Origin of the sequence: Citrifermentans bremense, from assembly GCF_014218275.1 — a bacterium.
Lineage (GTDB): Bacteria > Desulfobacterota > Desulfuromonadia > Geobacterales > Geobacteraceae > Geomonas > Geomonas pelophila.
Genome location: NZ_AP023213.1, coordinates 1173698 through 1197505, shown reverse-complemented (window position 1 = coordinate 1197505; position 23808 = coordinate 1173698). Strand labels below are relative to the sequence as shown.

Annotated in this window: 20 protein-coding genes; 8 read left to right on the top strand and 12 right to left on the bottom strand. The window is 61.9% G+C overall.

Annotation, left to right across the window (positions count from 1 at the left end):
• Position 1 precedes the first annotated feature (1 nt).
• Positions 2-910 (bottom strand): respiratory chain complex I subunit 1 family protein, encoded by a 909-nt coding sequence (locus tag GEOBRER4_RS05175; protein WP_185244512.1) that lies wholly within the window; start codon positions 908-910, stop codon positions 2-4.
• 135 nt (positions 911-1045) lie between these two features.
• The gene (locus tag GEOBRER4_RS05170) at positions 1046-3025 is read right to left on the bottom strand and encodes a proton-conducting transporter transmembrane domain-containing protein (protein WP_185244511.1); all 1980 of its coding nucleotides are present in this window, start codon (positions 3023-3025) and stop codon (positions 1046-1048) included.
• Between the two features lie 416 nt (positions 3026-3441).
• Here GEOBRER4_RS05170 and GEOBRER4_RS05165 point away from each other — a divergent pair, with 416 nt between their 5' ends.
• Genes GEOBRER4_RS05165 through nrfD form a run of 3 tightly spaced genes read left to right on the top strand, consistent with a single transcriptional unit; the run spans position 3442 to position 5938 of the window.
• Complete coding sequence (locus tag GEOBRER4_RS05165) at positions 3442-3918, top strand: cytochrome c3 family protein (protein WP_085813527.1); 477 nt, start codon at positions 3442-3444, stop codon at positions 3916-3918.
• Entirely contained in the window at positions 3915-4697 is a 783-nt protein-coding gene (locus GEOBRER4_RS05160) for a 4Fe-4S dicluster domain-containing protein (protein ID WP_185244510.1), read from the top strand. Before GEOBRER4_RS05165 ends, GEOBRER4_RS05160 begins: the two co-directional genes overlap by 4 nt.
• Before the next feature lie 5 nt (positions 4698-4702).
• A complete protein-coding gene (gene nrfD, locus GEOBRER4_RS05155; protein WP_143424334.1) occupies positions 4703-5938 on the top strand; it encodes an NrfD/PsrC family molybdoenzyme membrane anchor subunit in 1236 nt (411 codons plus the stop codon).
• Positions 5939-6021: 83 nt separating this feature from the next.
• Here nrfD and GEOBRER4_RS05150 read toward each other — a convergent pair whose 3' ends face one another.
• The 7 genes from GEOBRER4_RS05150 to GEOBRER4_RS05120 form a co-directional block, all read right to left on the bottom strand.
• On the bottom strand, positions 6022-8022 hold the full coding sequence (locus tag GEOBRER4_RS05150; RefSeq protein ID WP_085813530.1) for a proton-conducting transporter transmembrane domain-containing protein: 2001 nt from the start codon (positions 8020-8022) through the stop codon (positions 6022-6024).
• A gap of 2 nt (positions 8023-8024) precedes the next feature.
• Positions 8025-8702 carry a PTS sugar transporter subunit IIA gene (locus tag GEOBRER4_RS05145; protein ID WP_085813531.1) on the bottom strand — a complete coding sequence of 226 codons (678 nt, stop codon included), beginning with the start codon at positions 8700-8702 and terminating at the stop codon, positions 8025-8027.
• A gap of 243 nt (positions 8703-8945) precedes the next feature.
• Positions 8946-10469: a NapC/NirT family cytochrome c gene (locus GEOBRER4_RS05140; RefSeq protein WP_185244509.1), complete on the bottom strand. Its 1524-nt coding sequence runs from the start codon at positions 10467-10469 to the stop codon at positions 8946-8948.
• A gap of 338 nt (positions 10470-10807) precedes the next feature.
• On the bottom strand, positions 10808-11701 hold the full coding sequence (era, locus tag GEOBRER4_RS05135) for a GTPase Era (RefSeq protein WP_185244508.1): 894 nt from the start codon (positions 11699-11701) through the stop codon (positions 10808-10810).
• 210 nt (positions 11702-11911) lie between these two features.
• Entirely contained in the window at positions 11912-12943 is a 1032-nt protein-coding gene (locus GEOBRER4_RS05130; protein ID WP_185244507.1) for an elongator complex protein 3, read from the bottom strand.
• Positions 12940-13638 (bottom strand): ribonuclease III, encoded by a 699-nt coding sequence (rnc, locus tag GEOBRER4_RS05125; protein ID WP_185244506.1) that lies wholly within the window; start codon positions 13636-13638, stop codon positions 12940-12942. Before rnc ends, GEOBRER4_RS05130 begins: the two co-directional genes overlap by 4 nt.
• Positions 13639-13839: 201 nt before the next feature.
• Positions 13840-15492 carry a methyl-accepting chemotaxis protein gene (locus tag GEOBRER4_RS05120; RefSeq protein WP_185244505.1) on the bottom strand — a complete coding sequence of 551 codons (1653 nt, stop codon included), beginning with the start codon at positions 15490-15492 and terminating at the stop codon, positions 13840-13842.
• A 286-nt stretch (positions 15493-15778) separates the two neighbouring features.
• Here GEOBRER4_RS05120 and tmk point away from each other — a divergent pair, with 286 nt between their 5' ends.
• The 4 genes from tmk (at position 15779) to metG (ending at position 20016) form a co-directional block, all read left to right on the top strand.
• Positions 15779-16456 carry a dTMP kinase gene (tmk, locus tag GEOBRER4_RS05115; RefSeq protein WP_185244504.1) on the top strand — a complete coding sequence of 226 codons (678 nt, stop codon included), beginning with the start codon at positions 15779-15781 and terminating at the stop codon, positions 16454-16456.
• A complete protein-coding gene (holB, locus tag GEOBRER4_RS05110) occupies positions 16457-17419 on the top strand; it encodes a DNA polymerase III subunit delta' (protein ID WP_185244503.1) in 963 nt (320 codons plus the stop codon). It abuts the gene before it with no gap.
• Positions 17420-17554: 135 nt separating this feature from the next.
• Positions 17555-18490: a PSP1 domain-containing protein gene (locus GEOBRER4_RS05105; RefSeq protein WP_185244502.1), complete on the top strand. Its 936-nt coding sequence runs from the start codon at positions 17555-17557 to the stop codon at positions 18488-18490.
• On the top strand, positions 18487-20016 hold the full coding sequence (metG, locus tag GEOBRER4_RS05100; RefSeq protein WP_185244501.1) for a methionine--tRNA ligase: 1530 nt from the start codon (positions 18487-18489) through the stop codon (positions 20014-20016). The genes GEOBRER4_RS05105 and metG overlap by 4 nt, the downstream gene beginning before the upstream one ends.
• A gap of 188 nt (positions 20017-20204) precedes the next feature.
• Here metG and GEOBRER4_RS05095 read toward each other — a convergent pair whose 3' ends face one another.
• Positions 20205-20795, bottom strand: coding sequence for a YdcF family protein (locus GEOBRER4_RS05095; protein ID WP_185244500.1), 591 nt, complete (start codon positions 20793-20795; stop codon positions 20205-20207).
• Positions 20796-20901: 106 nt separating this feature from the next.
• Between GEOBRER4_RS05095 and rpmB the strand changes: the two genes are divergently transcribed.
• Positions 20902-21093: a 50S ribosomal protein L28 gene (gene rpmB, locus GEOBRER4_RS05090; RefSeq protein WP_012531640.1), complete on the top strand. Its 192-nt coding sequence runs from the start codon at positions 20902-20904 to the stop codon at positions 21091-21093.
• 72 nt (positions 21094-21165) lie between these two features.
• On the opposite strand, the gene GEOBRER4_RS05085 is transcribed toward rpmB, so the two are convergent.
• On the bottom strand, positions 21166-21549 hold the full coding sequence (locus tag GEOBRER4_RS05085) for a RidA family protein (protein ID WP_185244499.1): 384 nt from the start codon (positions 21547-21549) through the stop codon (positions 21166-21168).
• Positions 21550-21581: 32 nt separating this feature from the next.
• Positions 21582-23732: a RelA/SpoT family protein gene (locus GEOBRER4_RS05080; RefSeq protein ID WP_185244498.1), complete on the bottom strand. Its 2151-nt coding sequence runs from the start codon at positions 23730-23732 to the stop codon at positions 21582-21584.
• Positions 23733-23808: the final 76 nt, after the last annotated feature.

Sequence of the window (23808 nt, the reverse complement as noted above, 5' to 3'; positions counted from 1 at the left end):
GTCACCTCACTACCAGTACCAGGGAAAAGGCGGTCAGTATCATCGCCGCCACCAGAAGCTGCGGCACGCGGATCAGCCTCAGGCGCGCCATCACCGATTCCACCACGCCGATGGCGACGGCCAGTACCAGCATGGAGAGCGCGAAGAGGGCCCAGTCGACAAGGGTGTTTCCCGAGGCGAATGGGACGGCGATGTTCACAAAGAGCGCGCCCAGAAGGTAGAGCTTCAGCGCCGCGCCGTAGAGGATGCAGCCGAAATAGGGGCCGCTGTGGTCGAGCACCATCACCTCGTGGATCATGGTTAGCTCAAGGTGCGTGTTGGGGTCGTCGAACGGGATGCGGCAGTTCTCCGCCAAAAGGACCACGAAGAGCCCGGCCAGAAGCAGTATCAGCGAGGCGCCGGCGGCAAGCCACACCGGGGAGGTGACGTGGTTCAGCATAGGCGTCAGGCTCATGGTCCCGGAGAGCCTGGTCAGTGTGATCAGGGCGAAGAAGAGGGCCGGCTCGGCGAGGCAGGAGAAGGTGACCTCGCGGGCCGCCCCCATACCCTCGAAGCTGGAGCCGGTATCGAGGGCGGCGACCGTGGTAAAGAAGCGCCCCAGGGCGAAGAGATAGGCGAAGAGGATCATGTCCCCCTCGAAGGAGACCGGTGCGGCGTGCTTGCCGAGCGGCACCAGGAGCGCCGCGAAGAGCGTGGCCGCCAGGGTGACCGCGGGGCCGGCACGGAAGATCCAGGTGGTCGTGTCGGAGATGACCACCCCCTTGCGCATCAGCCGCGACAGGTCGTAGTAGGGCTGCAGAAACGGCGCCCCCACCCGGCCGGCGAAGGCCGCCTTGGTCTTGCCGATCACCCCCAAGAGCAGCGGGGGCATGGCTAAGACCAGCACCACATGTAAGAGCGTGTCGATCATGTCGAGTCTCCTGAACCTAATCAATTGCACTGCTATCGTCCCCTCCCCCGGAGGTGAGGGTTAGAGAGGGGGCGCAAGCCGGAACACAGCAACCCCCTCCTGGCCTCCCCCCTCCAGGGAGAGGGAATTTTTATCCTAATGCACCCACAACATCAGCAGCAACAGCGTGGCGAAGATGTAGAGGATGTAGACGTGCACCTCGCCATGCTGCAGGCGCCGCACGAAGGCAAAACCTACGCCTATGATGCTTATGGCCGGCAGCAAGATCCGCTGCAGCACGGTCTCCTCCGGGGTGTAGCTGAGTTTCGTTGCGGCCGGGGCCACGCCGGTCACCTTTCCCGCCCAGATGCGCGTGCGGATCACCGGCGCTGCAAGGGAGCCGAACAGGGCGCCGAAGGAACTCCCGGTGTACTGAATGCTGGCAGCAGGACGGAGATAGCCGCACCCCCAGGTCGGTCCGGTGGCTGCGGAAACCGCCTTCGACCTCCCCTTGAGGAAGAGAAACAGCGCCACGGACAAAAGGAGCAGGCACCCTCCGGCGACCGCGAACCAGACCGGCGCGATTGGCAGCGCCACGGCGTCGGCGCCCGGCCCGGCCAGTGCCGCAAGCGCCGGGTTTACCAGTGCCAGGAACAGCTGCGGGAAGAGCCCGCCGAGCATAGCGAGCAGAGCCAAGAGCCCCATAGGGGCCAGCATGCTGAAGGGTGCCTCGTGGCTTTGGGCGGAGCCTTCGGTGCGCGGTGCTCCCAAAAAGGCGATGCCGTAGAGCTTCACGAAGCTGATCACGGCGACCCCGCCGACGAGCGCCAGCACCGGCGCGCCCAGGGCGAGGTAAGGCGCCCCTGCCTGCGCCTCTCCGAAGAAGCCTAGGTACAAGAGCATTTCGCTGGCAAAGCCGTTGAATGGGGGTAGACCGCAGATGGCGACAGCCCCGCAAAGCGAGAGGAAAGCGGTCTTCGGCATGCGCTTGGCGAGCCCCCCCATGCGGTCGAGCTCGCGGGTGCCGGCGGCATGGATCACGCTCCCGGCCGAGAAGAAGAGCAGCGGCTTGAAGATGGCGTGGTTCAAGACGTGAAAGAGAGCGGCGGCGAGCCCCAGGTAGGCAAGCAGCCGGTTGCCGCTTGCCGCGGCGAGTAGGTAGACGCCGATGCCGGTGCAGATGATGCCGAGGTTCTCAATGCTGCTGTAGGCCAAAAGGCGCTTGATGTCCTTTTGCGCCGAGGCGATGCAGATACCCATGAGGGCCGAGGTGAGGCCGGCAGCGGTGAGAAGCGCGCCCCACCAGAGGGGGGGATGGGGGAAAAAGGAGATGACCCGCAAAATGCCGTAGATGCCGACCTTCAGCATCACACCGGAGAGAATCGCGGATACGTGGCTCGGGGCGTTGGCGTGGGCGGAGGGGAGCCAGATGTGCAAAGGCATGAGACCCGCCTTGGAACCGAAGCCGGCCAGGGCGGCGCAAAACACGAGGGCGGAAAGCCCGGCAGAGAGCTGCAGCGAGCAGGCAGCCGGGAACTGAAAGGCGCCGGTGGAAAGAAGCAGCGTCGAGAAGAGAACCATCAGGGCTGCAGCCCCCAGGTGGCTTGCCACCAGGTACACCGTCCCCGCCCCCCTCACCTCTTCCTCGGCGTGCTCGGCCACCAGCAGGAAGTAGCCGGAAAGCGCCATCACCTCCCAGGCGATCATGAACAGTGCGCCGTTTCTGGCCACCACCACCAGCGCCATGGCGCAGGCAAGAAGGCCGTAGAAGAAGGTGACACTCCTTTCCGAGGTGCTACGGGAGACTGCGGGCCAGTAACCCAGGGCGTAGAGTGAGCCTGCCGGGAAGACAAGGAAGATGGGGATCAGGAAGAATGCAGAGAGAGGGTCTAGAGCGATTTCGCAGGGGCCGAAAGGGAGGTTCCAGTCGAGGGTGAAGCTGGATGTTTGTCGCCAGAAGAGCAGATAGATGAGCGACGGTAACGCAATGAGCGAGGAGAGCAGCGCGGCTGCCGAGGCTACTCGCTGTCCTAGCGGGCCGTGCCTTAGCAAAAGCCCTGGAAATCCGGAGCAGCCGGCAAGAGTTATGGCGCAGAGGACCAAGACGGCGGGGTCCCGCAACATGTCAAAAAACATAGCCAATCCTTTCGAAACGGATCGTCACGCCGCTCCATGGGGAGCGGGATTCTCTCATCAAGTTTCAACCTCTCCCGCGACCAGGCGTGCCCGGTCCGGAAAGGGGAGCGAAAAAGTTACTGCGTGACAGCGGTGGTGGCACGGCGCGGACCGGCCTATGGCGGCCCCAGGGGCCTACGAAAGGCTCAACATACTCCCTGCAAACTGATTTGTCAAAAAAAGATTTCTAATATTAAAGGGCTCGGTAAAACAATACTGTAAGACAATATGCCTCAAGTTACTTGTTTTAACGCCGACAACAGTTATCATTAGAAGTAAAACGACGAGACATTGAGAACAGTGTTATACTACTTTAGAATTTTCGCAAGCCTAGATGGCATGGAAGGCTCCCGTGACAAATTTATGGAGGAACGGCTGTGAATAATCATGTTTGGCGCCCCCTCTACGTGGTGCTGGTGGTAGTGGCCCTGGTGCTTGTGGCCAGGAAGGTCCTGGTCCCGGCGGATTTCGGCATCGGGCCACGCGGCTACATGTACGGCTGGCACCGCGCCGGAAACGAGCAGCAGTGGAAAGAGGTGAAGGTGAAGTACAGGACCGCGGGCTACTGCATGGAGTGCCACCGGGACAAGTACGACGAGATGAAAGAGTCCCCGCACCGCAACATCAACTGCGAGAACTGCCACGGCCCGGCGCTGAACCACCCGGAAGACCCGCGCTCCCTCAACATCGACCGCAGCCGCGAGCTCTGCGCCCGCTGCCACACCCGCCTCCCCTATCCCAGCAGCAGCCGCGGGGTGATGAAAGGGGTCGATCCCAAGACGCACCACGTGGGCCTTGACTGCGTCACCTGTCATTGGCCGCACGACCCGAGGAAGGAGGGGCACCAGAGATGATGAACAGGAGATCTTTCTGCAAGAAGACGTTGCTCGTCGCCGGGGGGCTCGCGCTCCCGCTCTCGGCCCTGGAGCTCTTCGACCCGAAGCGGCTTCTGGCCGAGAAGGATGAAAAAGGGGCGCGCTGGGTCTTTCTGGTCGACACCCGCAAATGCGTCGGCTGCGGCTTCTGCGTCAAGGGATGCAAGGTGGAGAACGAGATACCCTACGACGCCAACGTGACCCGCACCTGGGTGGAGCGCTACCTGGTCACCAGCGACGGCAAGACCCACATCGACTCACCAAAGGGGGCGCGCGACGGCTTCCCCGAAAAGGGGATCGAGATCGGACACGGGAAACTCGAGGAGGTACGCGACGAGGATATCGAGAAGGCCTTCTTCGTCCCCAAACTCTGCAACCAGTGCGACAATCCCCCCTGCGTCCAGGTCTGCCCTGTGGGGGCGACCTACCAGACCGAGGACGGGGTGGTGCTCGTTGACCGTAAGTGGTGCATCGGCTGCGGCTACTGCATCATGGGGTGTCCCTACGGGGTCCGCTTCTTTCACCCGGTCCACCACGTGGCAGACAAGTGCAACTTCTGCTACCACCGGATCAGCAAGGGGATGCAGACCGCCTGCGTTGATAGCTGCGCCTTCGGCGCCAGGCGCATCGGGAACCTGAGGGACCCGGAGGATCCTGTCACCAAGGTGATCATGACCGAACGGGTCAACGTGCTCAAAGAGGAGTACGGCACCAAGCCGCAGGTGTTCTACCTGGGACTTTCCAAGGAGGTGAAGTAGCCATGATGGTGCACGGAGAGGCCTGGACCCTCAAAGAATTCTTCACCTACCCGAACGAATACATCTACTGGACCATCCAGATCGTGATGTACCCCTTCATGACCGGCCTCGTGGCCGGCGCCTTCGTGCTCTCCTCGCTGTACCACGTCTTCGGGGTCAAGCAGCTGAAGGGTATCGCCCGCTTCTCGCTGGTCTTTTCCTTCGCGCTGCTGCCGGTCGCCATGCTCCCCCTCATGCTGCACCTGCAGCAGCCGCTAAGGGGGATCGAGGTGATGCTGACGCCGCACTTCACCTCGGCCATCGCCGCCTTCGGCATCGTCTTTACCACCTACGGCATGATCGTCGCCTCCGAGCTCTGGTTCGTCTACCGCAAGCACTTCGTCGAAACGGCCTTGAGCCTGAAAGAGAAGGAGCGGCGCACTCCGGGGGAACAGTTCGCTTATCTGCTTTTCTCCGCGCTCACCATGGGGGCTTACGACGTGAGCCACGAGGCGCTGGAGGCGGACGAGCGTGCGGTGAAGAAGCTGGCCGCCGCGGGGATTCCGGTCGCCTGCTTCCTGCACGGCTACGCCGGGTTCATCTTCGGCTCGGTTAAGGCCAACGCACTCTGGATGACGCCGCTCATGCCGGTCATCTTCATCTGCTCCGCCGTGGTCTCGGGGATCGCGCTCTGCATCCTCACCTACATCATCACCATGGAGATCAGGAAGGCGCTGGCGGCCAGGCGCCCGGAGCTCCCCAGCAAGGAGGAGCTGAAGAGCGCCGAGAGCCAGGTGGTGGTGATGACCTCGCGCTACCTGCTCATGTTCATGGTCGCCGCCATCACGCTGGAGCTGCTCGACCTGGTTTTCCGGGGGTACACTGCGGTGAAATCGTGGGACATCCTGAGAAGCGTCATCTACGAGCGGGATTTCGTGAACATCTTCGTGGTGCAGTACGGGCTGGGGAACCTGGTCCCCCTGGTGTTGTTCCTCGTGCCGGGGCTAACCATCCGGCGCGCCATCCTTGGGACGGCGCTGGTGCTCCTCGGTGTGTTCATGATGCGCTGGAACGTGGTCATCGGCGGCCAGGCCTTCTCCTCGTCGTTCTCCGGCTTCATGCACTACACCCTCCCGGTCTGGCCCGACAGCATCGAGACCTTCAAGGAAGGGCTGGGGGGCGCGCTGCTGGTGGCGGTGGTCCCGTTCTTCCTGTTCTGGATCCTGAACAAGGTGATGCCGGTGTTCAAGGAAACCCACTGATTGCTTATTGCGGCCAAGGGTAGGCGAGGCTACAGCGTCCCCCCCTTTGCGAAGGGGGGGGACAGGGGGGATTTCCCTAAGCCTTACTGGCTGGTGGCCGCCAGAAGCACCACCAGGGTGATGAAGGTGTAGAAGATGTAGATGTTCAGCTTGCCGTGCTGCAGCCTGCGGACCGGCAGCGTCTTTTCGAAGAGGTACTCCAGGAAGGGGAGGTAGATCCGCTCCAGCACGGTCTCCGGGACGTGGCTTTCCAAGCGGGCACGCCCCGGGAAGAGCCCCGCCGCCTCCTCGCGATGCACCTCGGGGCGGAGCACGATCTTGAACCAGCTCACCAGGGTAGCGCCGAAGGAACTGGCGGTGTATTGCATCGAGCTCGAAGGCCTCAGATAGCCGCAGCCCCAGGTGGGACCGGAGGGAACCGGGAGCCTCGCGGCGCGGCGCCCAAGCAGATAGGACACCAGCAGTGCGGCCAGCAAAAGCCCCGCAGCCAGCAGCGAGATCCAGCTGAAAGGTACCAGGTTCTCGATCCATTCACCGGACAGGGAGGTGCGGTAGGCGGAGAGCGCGTTGTTGAGGGGGCTTATGAGCACTCCCGGCGCGACCCCTATGGCCGCGCAGCAAAGGGCCAGCACCCCCATCGGCGCCAGCATCCCCCCCGGCGCCTCGTGCCCCCCCGCATGCGCCTGCGAACGCGGCGCTCCCAGGAAGACTATCCCGAACACCTTGACGAAGCAGGCAACGGCCAGCCCGCCCACCAGCGCCAGCACCGGTGCTGTGAGCGCGGGAAACATCCCCGAGAGCCCCCCCGTGGAACTGATCGCTGTAAATGAGCCCAGGTAGATCATCAGCTCGCTCACGAAGCCGTTCAGGGGGGGGAGCCCGCATATCGCGACCGCCCCTGCCAGGAAGAAGAGCGCGGTGTACGGCAGGCGGCGCGCCACCCCGCCCATCAGGTCGATCTCCCTGGTGCCGGTGGCGTGGATCACCGAACCGGCGGAAAGAAAGAGCAGCGCCTTGAACAGGGCGTGGTTCACCACGTGCAGCAGCGCCCCCGCAACTCCCAGCGCCGTCAATGCCGGGTTCCCCTGGCTCTCCCCAATGAGTGCTATGCCGATCCCCATCATGATGATGCCGATGTTCTCGATGCTGTGATAGGCGAGGAGCCTTTTCATGTCGTGCTGCGCGATGGCGAAGGCAACCCCCAGCACGCCTGAGACAAGCCCCAAAACGAGCACCGTCGCCCCCCACCAGAGGGGGGGATCGGAAAAGGCCGAAAATACCCGCATCATCCCGTAGATCCCGGTCTTCAGGACGATGCCGGAGAGGATGGCGGAGATGTGGCTCGGGGCGTTGGCGTGCGCCGAAGGGAGCCAGATGTGCAGCGGCATCGAGCCTGCCTTGAAACCGAAGCCGATGATGGCGGTGAGAAAGATCGCCGCGGCGGCCCCGGCGTGTGAGGAAAGCGTGCCGGCCGCGGGGAAGAGCCACTCGCCGGTTTCCCCTTTCAGCAGCGAGAACATGGCGAAAAGAGAGAGCGCGCCCAGGTGCGCCGTGATGAGGTAGAGGGTCCCCGCCTCCCGCACCTGGGGCTTTTCATCCTCGGTGGTGAGGGCGAAGTAGGCAGCGAAGGCCATCACCTCCCAGGCAAGCAGGAAGAGGACGGTGCTCTTCGCGATCAGAAGCGTGGTGAGCGACGCCGCCAAAAGCCCCAGGAAGAAGGTGAGCTTGCCGCAGTTGCCTGCATGGTCAGCGGCGGGCCAGTAGCTGACGCCGTAGAGCGCCGCGCAACCGGTCACGATGAACATCGGGAGCAGGAAGAATCCCGAAAGGGGATCTACGCCGGCCTCGAAGGTGCCAAAGGGAAGGCCCGAGGAGATGGTGACGGTGGCGCCGGAGGGATTGAAAAGGGCGATCAGGGCGCCGGAGAGGCCCAAGAGGGAAGCTGAGACGAGAAGTGCTGCGGATAAGCGCTGGGCCCGGTCGGAGCCGGGGATAAAAAGAAGGGGGAGGCCCGAGAACGCCTGGCAGGCGACGGCGAGCAACAACAGGTAGATACAGGTCGCAGGCTCGCCGGAAAAGATCATGATCAGCTCCTCTTGCCGCGCTCGAAGCGCCGGGCGGCTTCCAGGATGGCCGCGGGGTCGCAGGCGTGGTTCAAAGTGGCCCTGAACTCCGCGTCATGCAGGGCGTAGGCCAGCCGGGACAAAAGGTGCAGGTGCACCTTCACGGTAGGGCTTGTCAACATGAAGAGAATGCGCACCGGCTCCCCGTCGAGCGCGCCGAAATCGACGGGGTGCTCCAGGAAACAGAGGGAAATGGCCGGAACCGGCTTGTCCTGCAGGAGGATCGGGTTGCGAACGTGCGGGATGGCGATCCCGTCCCCGATGGCCGTGGTCCCCAGGGCCTCCCGGGCCAGAAGCACCTGGAGCAGGAACTCCGGGTCCATCCTGGGGGGGAGCTTCATCAGGTTCACCACGTTTCTCAACACCGAAAGCTTGTCGTCCCCGGGGACCCCGCAGTGCACCCCGCCCGCCTCCAGTGCCTGGCTCAGGGGCGGCAGCACGATGTCAGCCTGCGCCGCCTCGAAGAGCTCGGGCGGCACCTTGATCCCGTGGTCGGTCGCCCACTCCAGGAGATCGACCCGGTTGATCCGGTAGCTCCCCTGCACCATGGTGGCCGGCAGCTTCTCCTTCTTGATCCATTTGGCCACCACGCTCTCGTCCACCTTGAGCAGCGTGGCCACTTCCGACGCCTTCATCAACATCTGTCACTCCAGTGTAGGGACTGGAAAAAATTTATAGCACCCTTAGTGCCAAGAAACAAGATCGTTAATGTAGAAAAAGCATCAGTGTTACTGGCGGGTTGCCGGATCGCCCTTCTAATAATGTCGAAGTCTCCCCCTCACCCTCTGGGAGAGGGGGAGGGGGAGGGATGTGCTCAGCCGGAACGACCACAAAAAAAGCCCCCGGATTTCCCCGGGGGCTTTTTCTAGTTCCTGCTGAAGAAGCTAGTGCTTCGCGTGCTGCTCGCCGCCGGGGACGTCCTCCCCGCCTGCTGCGTGGCAGTCGCTGCAGTTGGCCTTGAAGAGCTCGTCGCCGATGTCGACCGGGTGCACGAACTCCTTCACCTGGGTGCCGGCCGGGATGTTCTCCTGCTTCTGGCTCAGCACGGTGTGGCACATGTTGCAGTCCTTGGAAATGACCTTGCCTGCCGCGGTCTTGTGCTTGCCGTCGTGGCAGCGGAAGCAGCCCGGGGTGTAGAAGTGCCCGATGTGGTTTGGATAGGTGTTCCAGGAGACCTTCATGCTCGGGAAGAAGTTCCTGTTGTAGATGTCCTGAACCACTACGACCGCGTGCTCGATCTCCTTCTGCTTGCTCTTGGCGATCGCCGGGTAGTTCTTGGCGTAGTACTCCGGAAGCTCCTTCGCGATGGTGGCCTTGGCCTCTTCCTTCTTGGCGTAGGGCCTGGTCACGATTTCTACGGCAACCTTCTTCAGGTACGGCAGGCTGCTATCGATCCTTCTTGCGGCAAAGGCCTCGTCCATCTCGATGCCGGGGGCGCGGTAGATATGGGCCGGGCGGTTGTGGCAATCGAGGCAGTCCATGACGCGCTTCTGGGACTTGGCCACCTCATCCTTGCTCAGCGGCTTCTCGGTATCCATGTACTCGGTGATCCTGCCGTCCTTCTCCTTGACCGCGATGTAGGGGATGTTCATGCGCTGCTTGTCGGTGGCGATGTATGTGACCTCCTGGCCGATGTGCCAGTGGATCCCCTTGGCATGCTCGCTCTTGGGGGTGCCGCCGATGTTGATCAGCATGTTGATCTCGCGCGGGGAGTTCTCCTCGTTGGGCGCGTAGTGGTAGAACACCTTCTGGCGCCCGGCGTAGAACTTCTCGGGCCAGTGGCAGTGTTCGCAGGTGTCCCTGGCCGGACGGAGGTTGTCGATCGGGGTGCCGATGGTCTCGGGGTAGGTCTTGAAGAGCACGGCGTAGAGCTGCCTCATGCCGGAGATCTTCGCCTTGACGTACCAGGCCGCTCCCGGACCCACGTGACACTCGACGCATTTCACCTTGGCGTGCGGCGAGTTGCTCCAGGCGACGTGCTCCGGTTCCATAACCACGTGGCAAAGCTCGCCGCAGAAGGTGGTTGACTCGGTGAACTCGTACCCTTTGAGGGAGGCGACCGACACTATGAGTACGAACCCGATGCTGGCAACCACGAAGAAGAGGAACATGTGACGCTTGTGCGGCTCGTTGAAGTCGACCTTCGGGAACGGATTGATCTGCGCCTCGGGATGCTTGCGCCTCTTCTCCCGCACCAGGTACGCACCCAGCGGGACCAGGATCAGGCCCACGATGAGCATCCCCGGGAAGAGGAAGTAGGTCATCAGACCGAGGTAAGGTTTCTCCACCCCGGTGATCCCCTCGTAAGAAAGGAAACCGATGATGAGACCGGTCGCGGTGACGGCCAGTATCATGCCAACCAAGCTGATCAGGTTCCAGGCGTAGCCGGCATATTTCTTTAGTGCCATGTTCTCTTCTCCTTGCCGTTCATTATAGTGTCAGCCATTTAGCGAAAAAGCGCCGCGATATGGCGTAGCGATAATAGCGGAGCACATTACACGCGGACATGACCTTTGTCAAAAAAAAGAAATCTAATATTTTAGAACGTTTATCTGTACAAAAACCACAGTACTTACGGGACAATAGTATATGTATACGAGAACAGAGCCCATTTTCCATAAACAACGTTATATTTCACAAGAACAGCGGCGGCACGAGAATTTTTGACCGGCCGGTTGGGAGAGACCCGCAAAATGGCACGCTCAGGGGGCGAAAGCCGCGCCGCAACGGGTCCCGCGGCAGCGCCCTACTCGTAGCCGAACTCCTTGAGCATCCGGCTGTTGTCGCTCCACTCGCCGCTCACCCGCACGAAGAGCTCGAGAAACACCTTGGTGTCCAGCAGGCGCTCGATCTCCTGCCGGGACTGGGTGCCTATCCGCTTCAGCATGTCACCCTTCTTGCCGATGATGATTCCCTTTTGCGACTCCCGCTCCACGTTGATGGTGGCGGAGATGGCCACCACGCCGTTTTCGCGCTCCTTGAAGCTGTCGACGACGACCGCTGTGGAATAGGGGACCTCGTCGTGGGTGAGCCGGAAGATCTTTTCGCGAACGATCTCGGCGACGATGAAGCGCTCCGGGACGTCCGTCAGGATGTCGTCAGGGAAGTAGCAGGGCCCCTCGGGGAGCAGACCGTGCACCAGTTTTACCAGCTGCTCCACTCCGTCTCCGGTCCCTGCGGAAACGGGGATGATCTCCTTGAAAGGATAGGTGTCGCCGTAGCAGGACATCCGCCCCAGCAATTCGCCCTTGGGGATGAGGTCGATCTTGTTAAGGACCAGTATCACCGGTGCGTCGACCCCGGAGAGCACCTCCTTGATCATGCCTGATTCCTTTTCCGGATCGACCGCGCCGTCGACCAGGAAGAGGATCAGGTCCACCCCCTGTACCGAGGAGAGGGCCTCTTCGACCATGAACTTGTTGAGGCGGCTCTTGGCGCGATGTATCCCCGGGGTGTCGATGAAGACGATCTGCCCCCCGGGCACGTTGTGGATCCCCTTTATGCGGTTCCGGGTGGTCTGCGGCTTGTCCGAGGTGATCATCAGCTTCTCACCCAGGATCCGGTTCAACAGCGTGGATTTACCTACGTTTGGGCGCCCCACTATGGAGACGAACCCGGAACGGAACTTCTTCTCTGACATTTCCATGCCTCCTGATTCTATTGCAACTGATCGAAGCGGTACAAGATACGGGAAAAGGTGCTGAAAGGAAAGCTCTTTGCACGCAGGACCTGGGTTTGGACACAAGGAGAGAGTATACACCGAAGCTTAATTTTGCACAGCTGGACGAAAGCGAATAGGGAAGAGTGCGGCCTCGGAGGAAAAACGGCTAGATTTCGTGTCGCCGACCTGTCACAGGCCGATGCTCATTGACCTTCCTTCCCATTCGAGCAACAGGGAGCCGGGCGCAAGAGATGAATCCTCCCGCACCGCGACCACCTCGGCCGCGAAGAGCCGCGAGACCCGGGAGAGGTTCTCCCGTTTCTGCCCCACGAGATCGGAGGTCTTCCCGCGCGGCACCACGAAGCTGACCCGGCTGCCGCGGGGAACGTCCGACAGGAGCCGGCTCATCTGGTCGAAGCGGAGCTCGCTCTCCACCAGCTGGCGAAACGCCGGGTGGTAGGGACCGGCAAGAACCACTCCAGGCGCCTCCAGTTCGGCAGTAGGCTGCAGTCCCATCCTTATCACCTGGACGCTCTCCCGGTTCGCCGCTACGAGCATATCCTTGCACAGGTTCACGGCCTGCGGCAGGGAGAGGGGCGTGTAGCTTCCCGCGAGGTACATGCGGGAAAGCTCGGTCCCCGAGATGACCAGCGTGGGGTAGATGCGCAGAAAGGAGGGGGAAAGCGCCAAAACGCGCGCCAGCGAGTCGAGCGAGAGCGCCGGGGAATCGCCGGGAAGCCCCGGCATGAGCTGGATGCCGACCGCGATGCCGGCTTTTTTCAGCGCCGCGACCGCGGCCTCAACGTCGGCGGCGTCATGGCCGCGCCCGGAAAGCCCCAGAACCTCTGCGTCCATGGACTGCACCCCGAGCTCAACCGTGTCGACGCCGTGCTCCTTGAGAAAGGAGGCTGTGTCGTCGTCGACCGCGTCGGGCCTGGTGGAGACACGCAGCGAGTTCAGCGTGCCCGCCGCCAGTAGGGGCTGCAGCGGGCAGAGGAGCCGCTCCTGGTCCGGGCGGGGCAAAGCGGTGAAGGTCCCGCCGTAGAAGGCGGCCTCCAGCTCCCTCCCCCGGGCCTTTTCCGCGTACTGCGCGACGCGCGCCACGAGCTCGTCCGGGGAAGGAAGCCCTCCGGTGGAGCCGGCCACTTTTTCCTGGTCACAGAAGACGCAGCGGTGCGGACACCCAAGGTGCGGGATGAAGAAGGGTACCACCACGCTCATTCCTCCCCCTTCAAAAGGAGAAAGGCGGCGCGCGCGGCGTCCTGCTCCGCTTCCTTCTTGGTCCTCCCTACCCCCTCCCCCATCAGCTCCTCGCCCAGGTAGACCTCGACAGTGAAGCGCTTGTCATGGTCCGGACCGGTGACCTGCTTCAACTGGTAGCGGGGGAGCTCGCCTTTCAAGAGCCTTCCCTTTTCCTGCAGCTCGGTCTTCGCGTCGCGTCCCGAAAGGAGGTCGCGGCAGGACAGAAACGGCGCGAAAAGCGCCTCGACCACACGGCGCGCCGGATCGAGACCGCCGTCGAGGTAGAGCGCCGCCAAAAGCGCCTCGAAGGCGTCGGCCAGAAGCGAGCGTTTCAGCCTCCCTCCCCCCTTCTCTTCGCCGCGCCCAAGACGCAGCGCCTGCCCCAGGTCCAGCTCGGAGGCGATCCTGGCCAGGCTCGCCTCGTCCACCAGCGCCGCCCGGATCCGGGTCAGCTCCCCTTCTCGGCTCTCCGGAAAACGCACCAGCAACATGTCGGAGAGCAAAAAGTCCAGCACGGCGTCGCCGAAGAACTCGAGGCGCTGGTTGTCCCTCCCCCCCGCCTCGTTGACGTAGGTGCGATGGGTCAGTGCCTCCACCAAAAGGGCGCGGTCGCGAAACCGGTAGCCCAGGCGCCCTTCGATCCCCTCCAAGGGGTCATGCTGCATGTCGCTCATAACGAAAACCTGCTCTCATGGTTTTAATGGGCGTAACTATAAGGCAAAGGGTTGCGGCAGGCAATAGCCATCTGCTGCGAGGGATCGTGTCAGGAGTAAAGGGAAGTAGTGTCGGGATGACGAGAGAAGGGAACCGGCGGGACAAGACAGGCTGAAAGGCCGTGCAGGAGCCCCTGCCCGGCCTTTCGCTGTCGCTTCGTTCTAGCGGAGCCTGAACTGCCCCACCATGCGCTGCAGGTCCTCGGCGATCAGGCTCAACTGGCGGGCGGCTTGCGCCGATTCATGGGCTCCACGCGCGGTCCCCTGGACCACTGCGGTGATCTGCATCATGTTGTTGCTGATCTCACTGGTGGTCGCGGTCTGCTCCTCGGCCGCGGTGGCGATCTGATTGATCTGGGTGGTGACTTCACCTATCTGATCGAGTATCGCCTGGATGGAGGCGCCGGAACGGTCGGATTCGGCGCGCCCGCTTTCCACGTTTTGCACGCTCTCTTCCATGGCCACGACGGCCGCCCTGGTCTCGCTTTGGATCGCCTTGATCATGTCGCCGATCTCGCGGGTGGCGCGGGTGGTGCGTTCAGCCAGTGCACGCACCTCGTCGGCGACCACGGCAAAACCGCGCCCCTGCTCGCCCGCCCTGGCAGCCTCGATGGCGGCGTTAAGCGCCAGCAGGTTGGTCTGGTCGGCGATGTCCTCAATGGTTCCGATGATCGCTCCGATTTGGTCCGAGCGCTCTCCCAGGCTTCCTATGGTGGTGGAGGTGCTTTTCACGCGCTCCGCGATGCGGTTCATGATGGTTACCGTGCCCTGCACGACCGCGGCGCCGTCCGTCGCCTGGCTACTGGCATGACGTGACGCCTCTGCCGCCATACCACAGTTAACCGCGATGTCCCCCGAGGTAGCCGACATCTCCTCGCCGGCCGTGGCGACCGTGGTTGCCTGGGACGCCACCTGCTCGGCGCCGGCAGCCATCGCCTCCGAGGTGCTGTGGACCTGGGAGGCAGCAGTGGCTATGCGTCCGGAAGTCTGGGCGACTTGGTCGATCATGCCACAAAACGCTTCGGACATGGCGTTGAACGCGGTGGCGATGCGCCCCATCTCGTCCTTGGCCATCCCGTCGATCCTGGTCGTAAGGTCACCCCCGGCCATGCGGTCGACTGCCTCCGCAAGCCTGCCGCTTGAGCGGGTGATACCGCGGATCACGAAGAAGGCAACTACCGCTCCAAACCCGATGGTCAGCACCAGCAGGGATATCGTGGTGGTCACCGAGCGACGGTAGGCAGCTTCGGCTTTTTTATAATGAATCCCTGCATTTTTGTACTGCGCGTCGACCAGCTTATCCGCCAATGCCGTGGCCTCTTTCGCCAGAGGATTGATCTTCGAAAGGGTGACGAGCACCGCCATATGAAAGTCACCCGCCTCGACGGCAGCCATGCATGGCTTCAACCCCTCCCTAACGAACTGCCCCCTCTTCGCCGCGTACTCCTCTGCAAGTTTCGCCTCCTCCGGGTCGTTCTTGTCCATCAGTTTTACATGCGCAGCCCAGATCTTCGTGATCTCCTCTATGTTCTTTTTCACCGGATCGAGGTGCAGCGTCACGGGATGATCGTGCAGCTTGCTTGTCTCAAGCAAGGGGTCGTGCTGGATGGCCAGCAACAGTTGTATCCTGTTTTCCCGCATCAGCACGCCCACCTTGGCGAGGTAGTTCATGCCCACCATGCTCTCCTGGTACATGACCTTCGCTATCTCGTTCTCGCGTCGCAACTCTATCAAGCTGTTTACCGCGATCAGTGTCATGAAGATGGCGGTCAATGCAACCAATGCAATCAATCTCGCCTTGATAGTCTGGAACATGCTGTGCTCCTCCTTGGACTTGTACGCCAGAACGCTTCACTAATGTTCCAGTCCCCATTCGACATATGCAGTCGCTGTCTTTAGCAGAAAGTTGGCATGCCGGTCTAAAATCTCTCCGAGCTGTCGCCTGCAGCATCAGAAGCCCGCGGTCGGAAGGCTCGACGCACCTGTGCGAAATCTGCGGCCAAGGCGCCATCCGGGCGGTTTTGAACCCAGATATATGTTGCATATTCATCACCCCTCCCCTATAATTCAGTGATTTTATAAGGATCATGAGAACGGCGCTATGGGCTTTTTCATTACATTTGAAGGTATAGAAGGGTGCGGCAAGACGACCCAGTTGAGGCTTTTGAAGGAACGCCTCGAGGCGATGGGCGAAAAGGTGACCGTGACCCGCGAGCCGGGGGGCTGCCCGGTTGCAGACCAGATGCGCGCCATCCTGCTGGATGCGAAAAACAGCGCCATCACACCCTTGGCGGAACTGCTTCTTTACGCCGCGGCCCGGGCGCAGCACGTGCAGGAAGTGATCGTGCCGGCGCTTGAGCGCGGCGAGACCGTTCTTTGCGACCGCTTTACCGACGCTACCGTGGCCTACCAGGGGCACGGCAGGGGGCTCGACCTGGCCGTCATCGAGGAGCTGAACAGGCTCGCCACCGGGAGCGTGCAACCGGCGCTCACCGTGCTGATCGACTGCCCGGTGGAGGTGGGTCTGTCCCGCGCGCTGGCGCGGATCGAGGCGACCAGCGGGGACAAGGAGGAGCGCTTTGAGCGCGAGTCGCTCCTCTTCCATCAAAAGGTGCGCAACGGCTATCTGACCCTGGCCGCCGCCTTTGCGGAGCGCTTCGTGGTCGTCGACGGTTCCGGTGACGTACAGCAGACCGGACTGCTCGTGCAGGAAGCACTTTGCCAGAGGATTGAGAGCCTCTCCAGGGCGGGGCTCACCCCGATCAAGGCAGGGTGCTAGATGCCTTTTTCCGAGGTAATCGGCCAGGATCTTGCCGTATCCGTGCTCAGGCGCTCCATCGCCATGAACCGCGTTTCCCACGCCTACCTCTTCTCCGGGATCGAGGGGTGCGGGAAGAAGAAGACCGCCCTGGCCTTCGTGCAGGCGGTTTTCTGCGGCCGCGACGAGGCCTGCGGTGTCTGTTCCTCCTGCCGCAAGATCGCCTCGGGGCAGCACCCGGACCTGCACCTGCTGGAGCCGGACGGGGCGTTCATCAAGATAGACCAGGTGCGGGAGCTGCAAAAGGAGCTCTCCTACCGACCCTTCGAGGCCCCCAAGAAGGCGTGCATCATCGACGGGGCCGACAAGTTCAACCTCGCCTCCGGAAACGCGCTTTTGAAGACGCTGGAGGAGCCGCCGGGCAACGCCCTGATGATCCTGATCACCACGGAGCGCTCGACGGTGCTGCAGACCATCCTGTCGCGCTGCCAGGCGCTCACCTTTCACCCCCTTCCGGCCGCGCTCATCGAGGAGCGCCTGGTGAGGGATCAGTTCCCGGCCCAAGCGGCGCGGCTGGCGGCTACCCTTTGCGGCGGGAGCCTGAAAAGGGGGATCGAGATCGCCACCGACGGCGTGCTCGAAGGAAGGGTGAGGTTCCTGGAGCGGGTGCTGGCGCTGGAGCTGAAAGATATCGCCAAGGTTTTTGCCGCGGCCGAGGAGTTCGCCGCCGACAAGGAGGGGCTTCCTGGGCTTTTGGAACTGCTCCTCTCCTTCTTGAGGGACGTGCTGATCTACCGCTCCACCCCGGAGGCCCTGGCCAACGCCGACCTCGCGCTACTGGTGGAGCGGGAGGCGTCCCGCTGCCGCGAGGTACGGGTGATGGAGCTGATCGAGCAGTTGATGAACATGCGCCGGATGCTCGCCCGCAACGTGAACGCGCGGCTCGCCCTGGAGGTTTTCTTCATGAAGCTTGCGGCGCGCTAGCTTGCGGCAGCTTCAGATAGCGATTGGAACTTGACGATGCAGCAGAACCGCCGGCATCGGCTAGCAGGCGGGCAAAGCAGTACCGACACAGCAAACGACAGGACTCTCAGCCCTGTTTCTCTTTTGGAGGATTTTTTGGCTAAGATCGCAAGGATACAATTCAACACAGCTGGCAAGCTCTACGACTTCGCCCTCGGCAAGACCACGGTCAAGCCGGGCGACCGCGTCATCGTGGAAACCGAGCGCGGCAAAAGCATAGGGCAGGTCGTGGCAGGCCCGATCGAAGTGGACGACGCGCTGATCCCGGAGGGGATCAAGCAGATTCAACGCCTGGCGGAGGCCGCCGACCTGGCGACCTTGGCGGCCAACACGGCAAAAGAGAAGGAAGCGCACAAGTTCTGCCTGACCCGGATCAAGGAACGGGGCATGGACATGAAGCTCGTTCGGGTCGAGTACCTCTTCGACGGTAGCAAGGCGATCTTCTACTTCACCGCCGACGGCCGGGTCGACTTCCGCGAACTGGTGAAGGACCTGGCGCATGCCTTCCACACCAGGATCGAGATGCGCCAGATCGGCGTCAGGGACGAGTCGAAGATGGTGGGCGGGATCGGGATCTGCGGGCGCGAACTCTGCTGCTCCTCCTACCTGCGCGAGTTCGAGCCGGTCTCGGTGAAGATGGCCAAGGAGCAGAACCTGGCGCTCAACCCGAGCAAGATCTCCGGGCAGTGCGGCAGGCTCCTTTGCTGCCTCTCCTACGAGTTCGACACCTACTGCAGCCTCAGAAAGGGGCTCCCCAAGTGCGGCAAGAGGGTCCAGTGCGGCTGCGTCGACGGCGAGGTGGTGAAGGTGAACGTCTTGCAGCAGACCGTGACCGTCAGGACCGGAGACGACTCGATGGTCACGCTGAACGGCGACGAGATCAGCCCCGAGAACGTCAGCGACCGCGTCAAGAAGCCGCAGGGCAAGGGAGAGCAGCAGGGCGACAAGGGCAAAGGCCCGCAGGGCGCCGGCAAGCAGCGCCGCAACAGGCCCCAGGACGTCAAGGAAAGAAAAAAGGAGAAACCACAATGAAGCCCGCCTACTACGTCACCACCCCCATCTACTACGTAAACGACGTCCCGCACATAGGCCACGCCTACACCACGCTGGCGGCTGACGTGCTGGCGCGCTACAAGCGGCTCAAGGGCTTCGACGTCTTCTTCCTGACCGGCACCGACGAGCACGGGCAAAAGGTGGAGAAGGCGGCCATCGCCGCCGGCGAGACCCCGCTGGAATTAGCCGACCGCGTCATGAAGCGCTTCCAGTCGCTTTGGGAGAAGCTGGAGATCTCCAACACCGACTTCATCAGGACCACCCAGGAGCGCCACAAGAAAGGGGTATCGGTGCTCTTCGAGAGGGTGATGGAGAAAGGGGACATCTACCTCGGGGAATACGAGGACTGGTACTGCACCCCGTGCGAGACCTTCTGGACCGAGACCCAGTTGATCGACTACAAGTGCCCCGACTGCAACCGTCCGACCGAGAAGCTCAAGGAGGAATCGTACTTCTTCAGGATGAGCAAGTACCAGGACCAGCTCCTGGCCCACATCGAGGCGAACCCCGACTTCATCCAGCCGAAAAGCCGCCGGAACGAGATCATCTCCTTCGTCAAGGAGGGACTGCGCGACCTCTCCGTATCCCGCACCACCTTCCAGTGGGGGATTCCGGTCCCGGGCAACGACAAGCACGTGGTCTACGTCTGGTTCGACGCGCTCACGAACTACATCACCGCGCTCGGCTACCCCGACGAAGCTGGTAACTTCGGCAAATACTGGCCCTGCGACGTGCACCTGATCGGCAAGGACATCCTCAGGTTCCACACCGTCTACTGGCCCACCTTCCTGATGGCGGCCGGGCTCCCGATCCCCAAGAAGGTGTTCGCCCACGGCTGGTGGACCGTCGAAGGGCAGAAGATGAGCAAGAGCCTGCAGAACGTGGTCGAGCCCAACATGCTGGTCGACAAGTACGGGGTGGACGCGGTGCGCTACTTCCTGCTGCGGGAGGTCCCCTTTGGTCTGGACGGCGACTTCTCGCACCAGGCGCTCGTCCACAGGATCAACTCGGACCTTGCCAACGACCTGGGGAACCTGTTGAACCGCTCCACCGCGATGCTGGGGAAATACTTCGGCGGCGTGCTGCAGGCCCCCGGCGAGGAGACCGAGCTGGACGCGGCCTACCGCGAGAAGACCGTCGCCATGATCGAGCAGGTGGACGGCTTCATCGAGGACCTCGCCTTCAGCCGCGCGCTGCAGGCTATCTGGGAGGTCATCTCAGCCGGCAACAAGTACATCGACGAGACCGCCCCCTGGACCCTCGCCAAGGACCCGGAGAAAAGGGAGCGCCTGGCGACCGTCATGTACTATATGCTGGAGTCGCAGAGGGTGGTCTACTCACTTCTCTCCGCCTTCATGCCCAAGACCTCCGAGAAGGGGCTTTGCTGTCTCGGTTGCACGCAGGCGCCCGAAGCCAGCGACCTTGCCTGGGGCGGCCTCAAGCCCGGCACCCCGATCGCCAAGGCCGAGGCGCTCTTCCCCAGGATCGAGGAAAAAGCGGAGTAAACCCTAGACCCAATTGATAATTGACAATTGATAATTGACAATTACAAACCTCAGCCCTACACATATCAACGAACTAAAAGGCGCCTTGACACAGTTAATCTGTCAGGCGCCTTTTTTTGCAGCTGTTATCGTACAGAGAGTTGAGCCGGCAATCTCGGGTTTCGTTGTCAATTGTCAATCGTCAATTGTCAATTGGTTATAGGGATCGGCCTCAGCTCGCCGGGCGCGAAGAGGAAGAAGAGCCGCAGGATGCAGTACTTGTAGAACTCGGAGAAGAGGAGCTTGAAGCTCCCCTTGTGGTTCCACCACTCCTCCTTCAGGTTGCTGGAATCGACCGGATGGGGGTAGATGGCGACGTCCTTGGGGAGCGCGTTACGGAACAGGATGGTGGAGCGCTTCATGTGGTAGCGCGAGGTGATCAGCTTGATGGAGTTCACCTTGTGCTTCATGATCATGTCCCGGGCGTAGATGGCGTTCTCCAGGGTGTTCCTCGACGTCTTCTCCAGATAGACGTTCTCCGCCCCCGCCCCCTGGTAGAGCTCGTGCTTTTTCACCAACGGGTCGACACCGATGAGAAAGAGGAGCTTCCCCTGGCCGGCGCGGTACAGCTTGATCCCTTCCTCGACCCGGCCGCGGCCGCCGGTCAACACCACGATGGCGTCGGCTTTGACGTCGCGCTGCGGCAGCGAAAAGGTCTTATAGACGAAATCCACGAACAAAACGCTCAGCACGATCAGGATCAGCACCATGAGCGAAAACAGCCCTTTCAATAAAGCCATGATTTAGCACCCGAAAAAAGCGCAGTGTGCGCCACTTTTTGCTTGCATCGAAAGTGCGACTCTGCTATTAATTACGACTTCAGTAACCACCGGAGGGTAGAAAGAAATGTCCAGAATATGCGAGATTTGCGGTAAAGGCCCTAGCTTCGGGAATAATGTCAGCCACGCTAACAACAAGACCAGCAAAATCTGGCGCCCGAACCTGCAGAAGATCAAGGCCGTTAAAAACGGTACCGTCAGGAGCATCAAGGTCTGCACCCGCTGCATCCGCTCCGGTCACGTCACCAAGGCCCTCTAGTAGATCTTCCGCAAAGCAATTAAAGCCGCGGCGCTCGATGCGTCCGCGGCTTTATTTTTGCCTGCCGGCAATCTAGCCGCAGAGGGCAGTCACCTCGATCTCGACCAGCGCGCCGCGCGGCAGCCCCTTCACCTCGACGGTGACCCGTGCCGGAGCCGCTGCCTCGAAGAAGCGGCCGTAGATCCCGTTCACCGTGGCGAAATCGCCCATGTCGGCCAGGTAGATCACGGTCTTCACTACGTCGCCAAAGCCTACGCCGGCCGCATCCAAGAGCGCGCCGATATTCTTCATCACCTGCTCGGTCTCGGCGACGATCCCCCCCTTGACTATCTCCCCCGATGCCGGGTCGAGCGCGATGGCCCCGGAAAGAAAGAGGAACCCTCCCGCCTTCACACCCTGGGAATAAGGACCGATCGCCTTGGGCGCCTGGTCCGTCACGATGATCTCCTTTTTCATGCTCTCCCCCTTGCTGCTCCTGTATGTTTTTCCTAGCTTTTCAGCCTTTCCACCTTGATGACCCCCTTGACCTTCATGATGGCGGCGAAGACCTTCTTCAGGTGGTCGAGGTCGGTCACGTCCACCTCGAAGAGGTTCTCACCCCGCTTGTCGAGGGTGCTCTGGATTGAGGCGCTGGATATGTTCGCCTCGCAGTTGGTGATGGCGGTGGCGATGTTGGCCAGGATCCCCTTCTCGTCGTTGCAGACGACGCGGATCTTGACCGGGAGCGCGCTCTTTCTCCCCTTGTTCCAGGCTACATCGATGCGACGCTCGGGCTCCAGCGCCAAGGCGAAGGGGCAGTCCGCCGTGTGCACGGTGACCCCGCGCCCGCGGGTGATGAAGCCGGTGATCTCGTCGCCGGGAAGCGGGTTGCAGCACTTGCCGAAGCGCACCAGCACGTCTTCCACGCCGCTGATCTGGATCGCCGATGAGGATTTCCCCTTCAGCTTCTCGATCACCTTCCCGATCCGCGTTTCCTTCTGCTCCTTGGCGGCGTCGAGTTTGTCGGCGGGAACCAGCTTGGAGAGGATCTGGTTCACCGAGAGCTTGCCGTAGCCAACCGACGCCATCAGGTCGTCCTCGGCGATGAAGCCGAACTCCTGGGCCACCTTCTTCAGCTCGCCTGCCTTTTGCAGCTTGCCGAAGTTGAGCGAGAAGCGGCGGAACTCCTTCTCGCAGATCTCGCGCCCAAGCGTGATGCTCCGCATCCGCTCCTCGGTCTTCACCCAGGCCCGGATCTTGTTGCGCGCGCGGGAGCTCTTGACTATCTTCAGCCAGTCCTTGGAGGGGGTGTGGTGCGGCGAGGTGATCACCTCTACGATGTCGCCAGTCTTCAGCTCGTACTTGAGCGGGACCAGCTTGCCGTTCACCTTGGCGCCGACGCAGCGGTGCCCCACGTCGGTGTGGACCGAGTAGGCAAAGTCGATGGGGGTCGACCCCTTGGGGAAACCCTTCACGTCCCCTTTCGGGGTGAAGATGAAGACGTCCTCCGGGAAGAGCTCGACCTTGACCGTGTCCATGAACTCCTTGGAGTCGTCCAGTTCCTGCTGCCATTCGAGGAGCTGCCTGATCCAGGTGAAGCGCTTGACGTCCTTGTCGTCGTACCCCTTCCCTTCCTTGTACTTCCAGTGCGCCGCGATCCCCGATTCCGCCACGCGGTGCATCTCGAAGGTGCGGATCTGCACCTCCATGCGCTCTCCGTAGGGACCGATCACCGTCGTGTGCAGCGACTGGTACATGTTCCCCTTGGGCATGGCGATGTAGTCTTTGAAGCGCCCGGGGATAGGCTTCCAGGTGGAATGGATGACCCCCAAAACCTCGTAGCACTCGCGGATGTCGTCCACCGAGACGCGGATCGCGATCAGGTCGTAGATCTCGTCTATGTCGACGTTGCGGCTCTGCATCTTGCGGTAGATGGAGTAGAGATGCTTCGAGCGCCCGGAGACGTCCCCCTTGATGCCGTGCTCCTCCAGCTGCTTCTTGATGATCTCCTTCACCGTCGTGACGTAGCTCTCGCGCTCCTGTTTCTTCTTCGCCACCTTGCCGGCCAGGTCGTAGTAGAGCTGGGGCTCCAGGTAGCGGAAGGACAGGTCCTCCAGCTCCCCCTTGACCCAGGAGATCCCGAGCCGGTTGGCGATGGGTGCGTAGATGTCGAGCGTTTCCTTGGCAATGGTGCGCTGCTTGGGCTCGGGCTGGTACTGCAGGGTGCGCATGTTGTGCAGGCGGTCGGCGAGCTTCACCAGGATGACCCTGATGTCGGTGGCCATGGCGAGGAGCATCTTGCGGAAGTTCTCCGCCTGGCTCTCCTCCTTGGTCTTGAAGTGGATCTTGCCGATCTTGGTGACGCCGTCGACGAGCCTTGCCACCTCGGCGCCGAAAAGCGACTCCAGCTCCTCGTGTGTCGTCAGGGTGTCCTCGACCGTGTCGTGCAAAAGCCCGGTGACCACGGCTGGAAGGTCCAGACGCAGGTCCGCGAGTATCCCGGCCACCTCCATGGGGTGGATCAGGTACGGCTCGCCCGAGAGCCGGGTCTGCCCCTGGTGCACCTTGGCGCAGAAGACGTAGGCCTTGCGGAGCAGATCCAGGTCGCAGCCGGGGTTGTAGGAGGCGACCTTCTCCAGTATGTCGTTGAGTCTTATCATCGCGCCTGTCTTTGCTGAAAAAGAAGGGGCTAGCGGCAACAGGTCCTGATTCCCCTTTAGCCGTTAGCCCCCAGCC

Excerpts from the sequence above, each read along its gene's own strand:
- GEOBRER4_RS05080 (WP_185244498.1), bottom strand. The coding sequence starts at position 23,732 with ATGATAAGACTCAACGACATACTGGAGAAGGTCGCCTCCTACAACCCC.
- GEOBRER4_RS05120 (WP_185244505.1), bottom strand. The coding sequence starts at position 15,492 with ATGTTCCAGACTATCAAGGCGAGATTGATTGCATTGGTTGCATTGACC.
- metG (WP_185244501.1), top strand. The coding sequence starts at position 18,487 with ATGAAGCCCGCCTACTACGTCACCACCCCCATCTACTACGTAAACGAC.
- era (WP_185244508.1), bottom strand. The coding sequence starts at position 11,701 with ATGTCAGAGAAGAAGTTCCGTTCCGGGTTCGTCTCCATAGTGGGGCGC.
- GEOBRER4_RS05150 (WP_085813530.1), bottom strand. The coding sequence starts at position 8,022 with ATGATCTTTTCCGGCGAGCCTGCGACCTGTATCTACCTGTTGTTGCTC.
- rnc (WP_185244506.1), bottom strand. The coding sequence starts at position 13,638 with ATGAGCGACATGCAGCATGACCCCTTGGAGGGGATCGAAGGGCGCCTG.
- tmk (WP_185244504.1), top strand. The coding sequence starts at position 15,779 with ATGGGCTTTTTCATTACATTTGAAGGTATAGAAGGGTGCGGCAAGACG.
- GEOBRER4_RS05140 (WP_185244509.1), bottom strand. The coding sequence starts at position 10,469 with ATGGCACTAAAGAAATATGCCGGCTACGCCTGGAACCTGATCAGCTTG.
- GEOBRER4_RS05175 (WP_185244512.1), bottom strand. The coding sequence starts at position 910 with ATGATCGACACGCTCTTACATGTGGTGCTGGTCTTAGCCATGCCCCCG.
- GEOBRER4_RS05095 (WP_185244500.1), bottom strand. The coding sequence starts at position 20,795 with ATGGCTTTATTGAAAGGGCTGTTTTCGCTCATGGTGCTGATCCTGATC.
- GEOBRER4_RS05130 (WP_185244507.1), bottom strand. The coding sequence starts at position 12,943 with ATGAGCGTGGTGGTACCCTTCTTCATCCCGCACCTTGGGTGTCCGCAC.
- GEOBRER4_RS05085 (WP_185244499.1), bottom strand. The coding sequence starts at position 21,549 with ATGAAAAAGGAGATCATCGTGACGGACCAGGCGCCCAAGGCGATCGGT.
- GEOBRER4_RS05170 (WP_185244511.1), bottom strand. The coding sequence starts at position 3,025 with ATGTTTTTTGACATGTTGCGGGACCCCGCCGTCTTGGTCCTCTGCGCC.
- rpmB (WP_012531640.1), top strand. The coding sequence starts at position 20,902 with ATGTCCAGAATATGCGAGATTTGCGGTAAAGGCCCTAGCTTCGGGAAT.
- nrfD (WP_143424334.1), top strand. The coding sequence starts at position 4,703 with ATGGTGCACGGAGAGGCCTGGACCCTCAAAGAATTCTTCACCTACCCG.
- GEOBRER4_RS05145 (WP_085813531.1), bottom strand. The coding sequence starts at position 8,702 with ATGTTGATGAAGGCGTCGGAAGTGGCCACGCTGCTCAAGGTGGACGAG.
- GEOBRER4_RS05160 (WP_185244510.1), top strand. The coding sequence starts at position 3,915 with ATGATGAACAGGAGATCTTTCTGCAAGAAGACGTTGCTCGTCGCCGGG.
- holB (WP_185244503.1), top strand. The coding sequence starts at position 16,457 with ATGCCTTTTTCCGAGGTAATCGGCCAGGATCTTGCCGTATCCGTGCTC.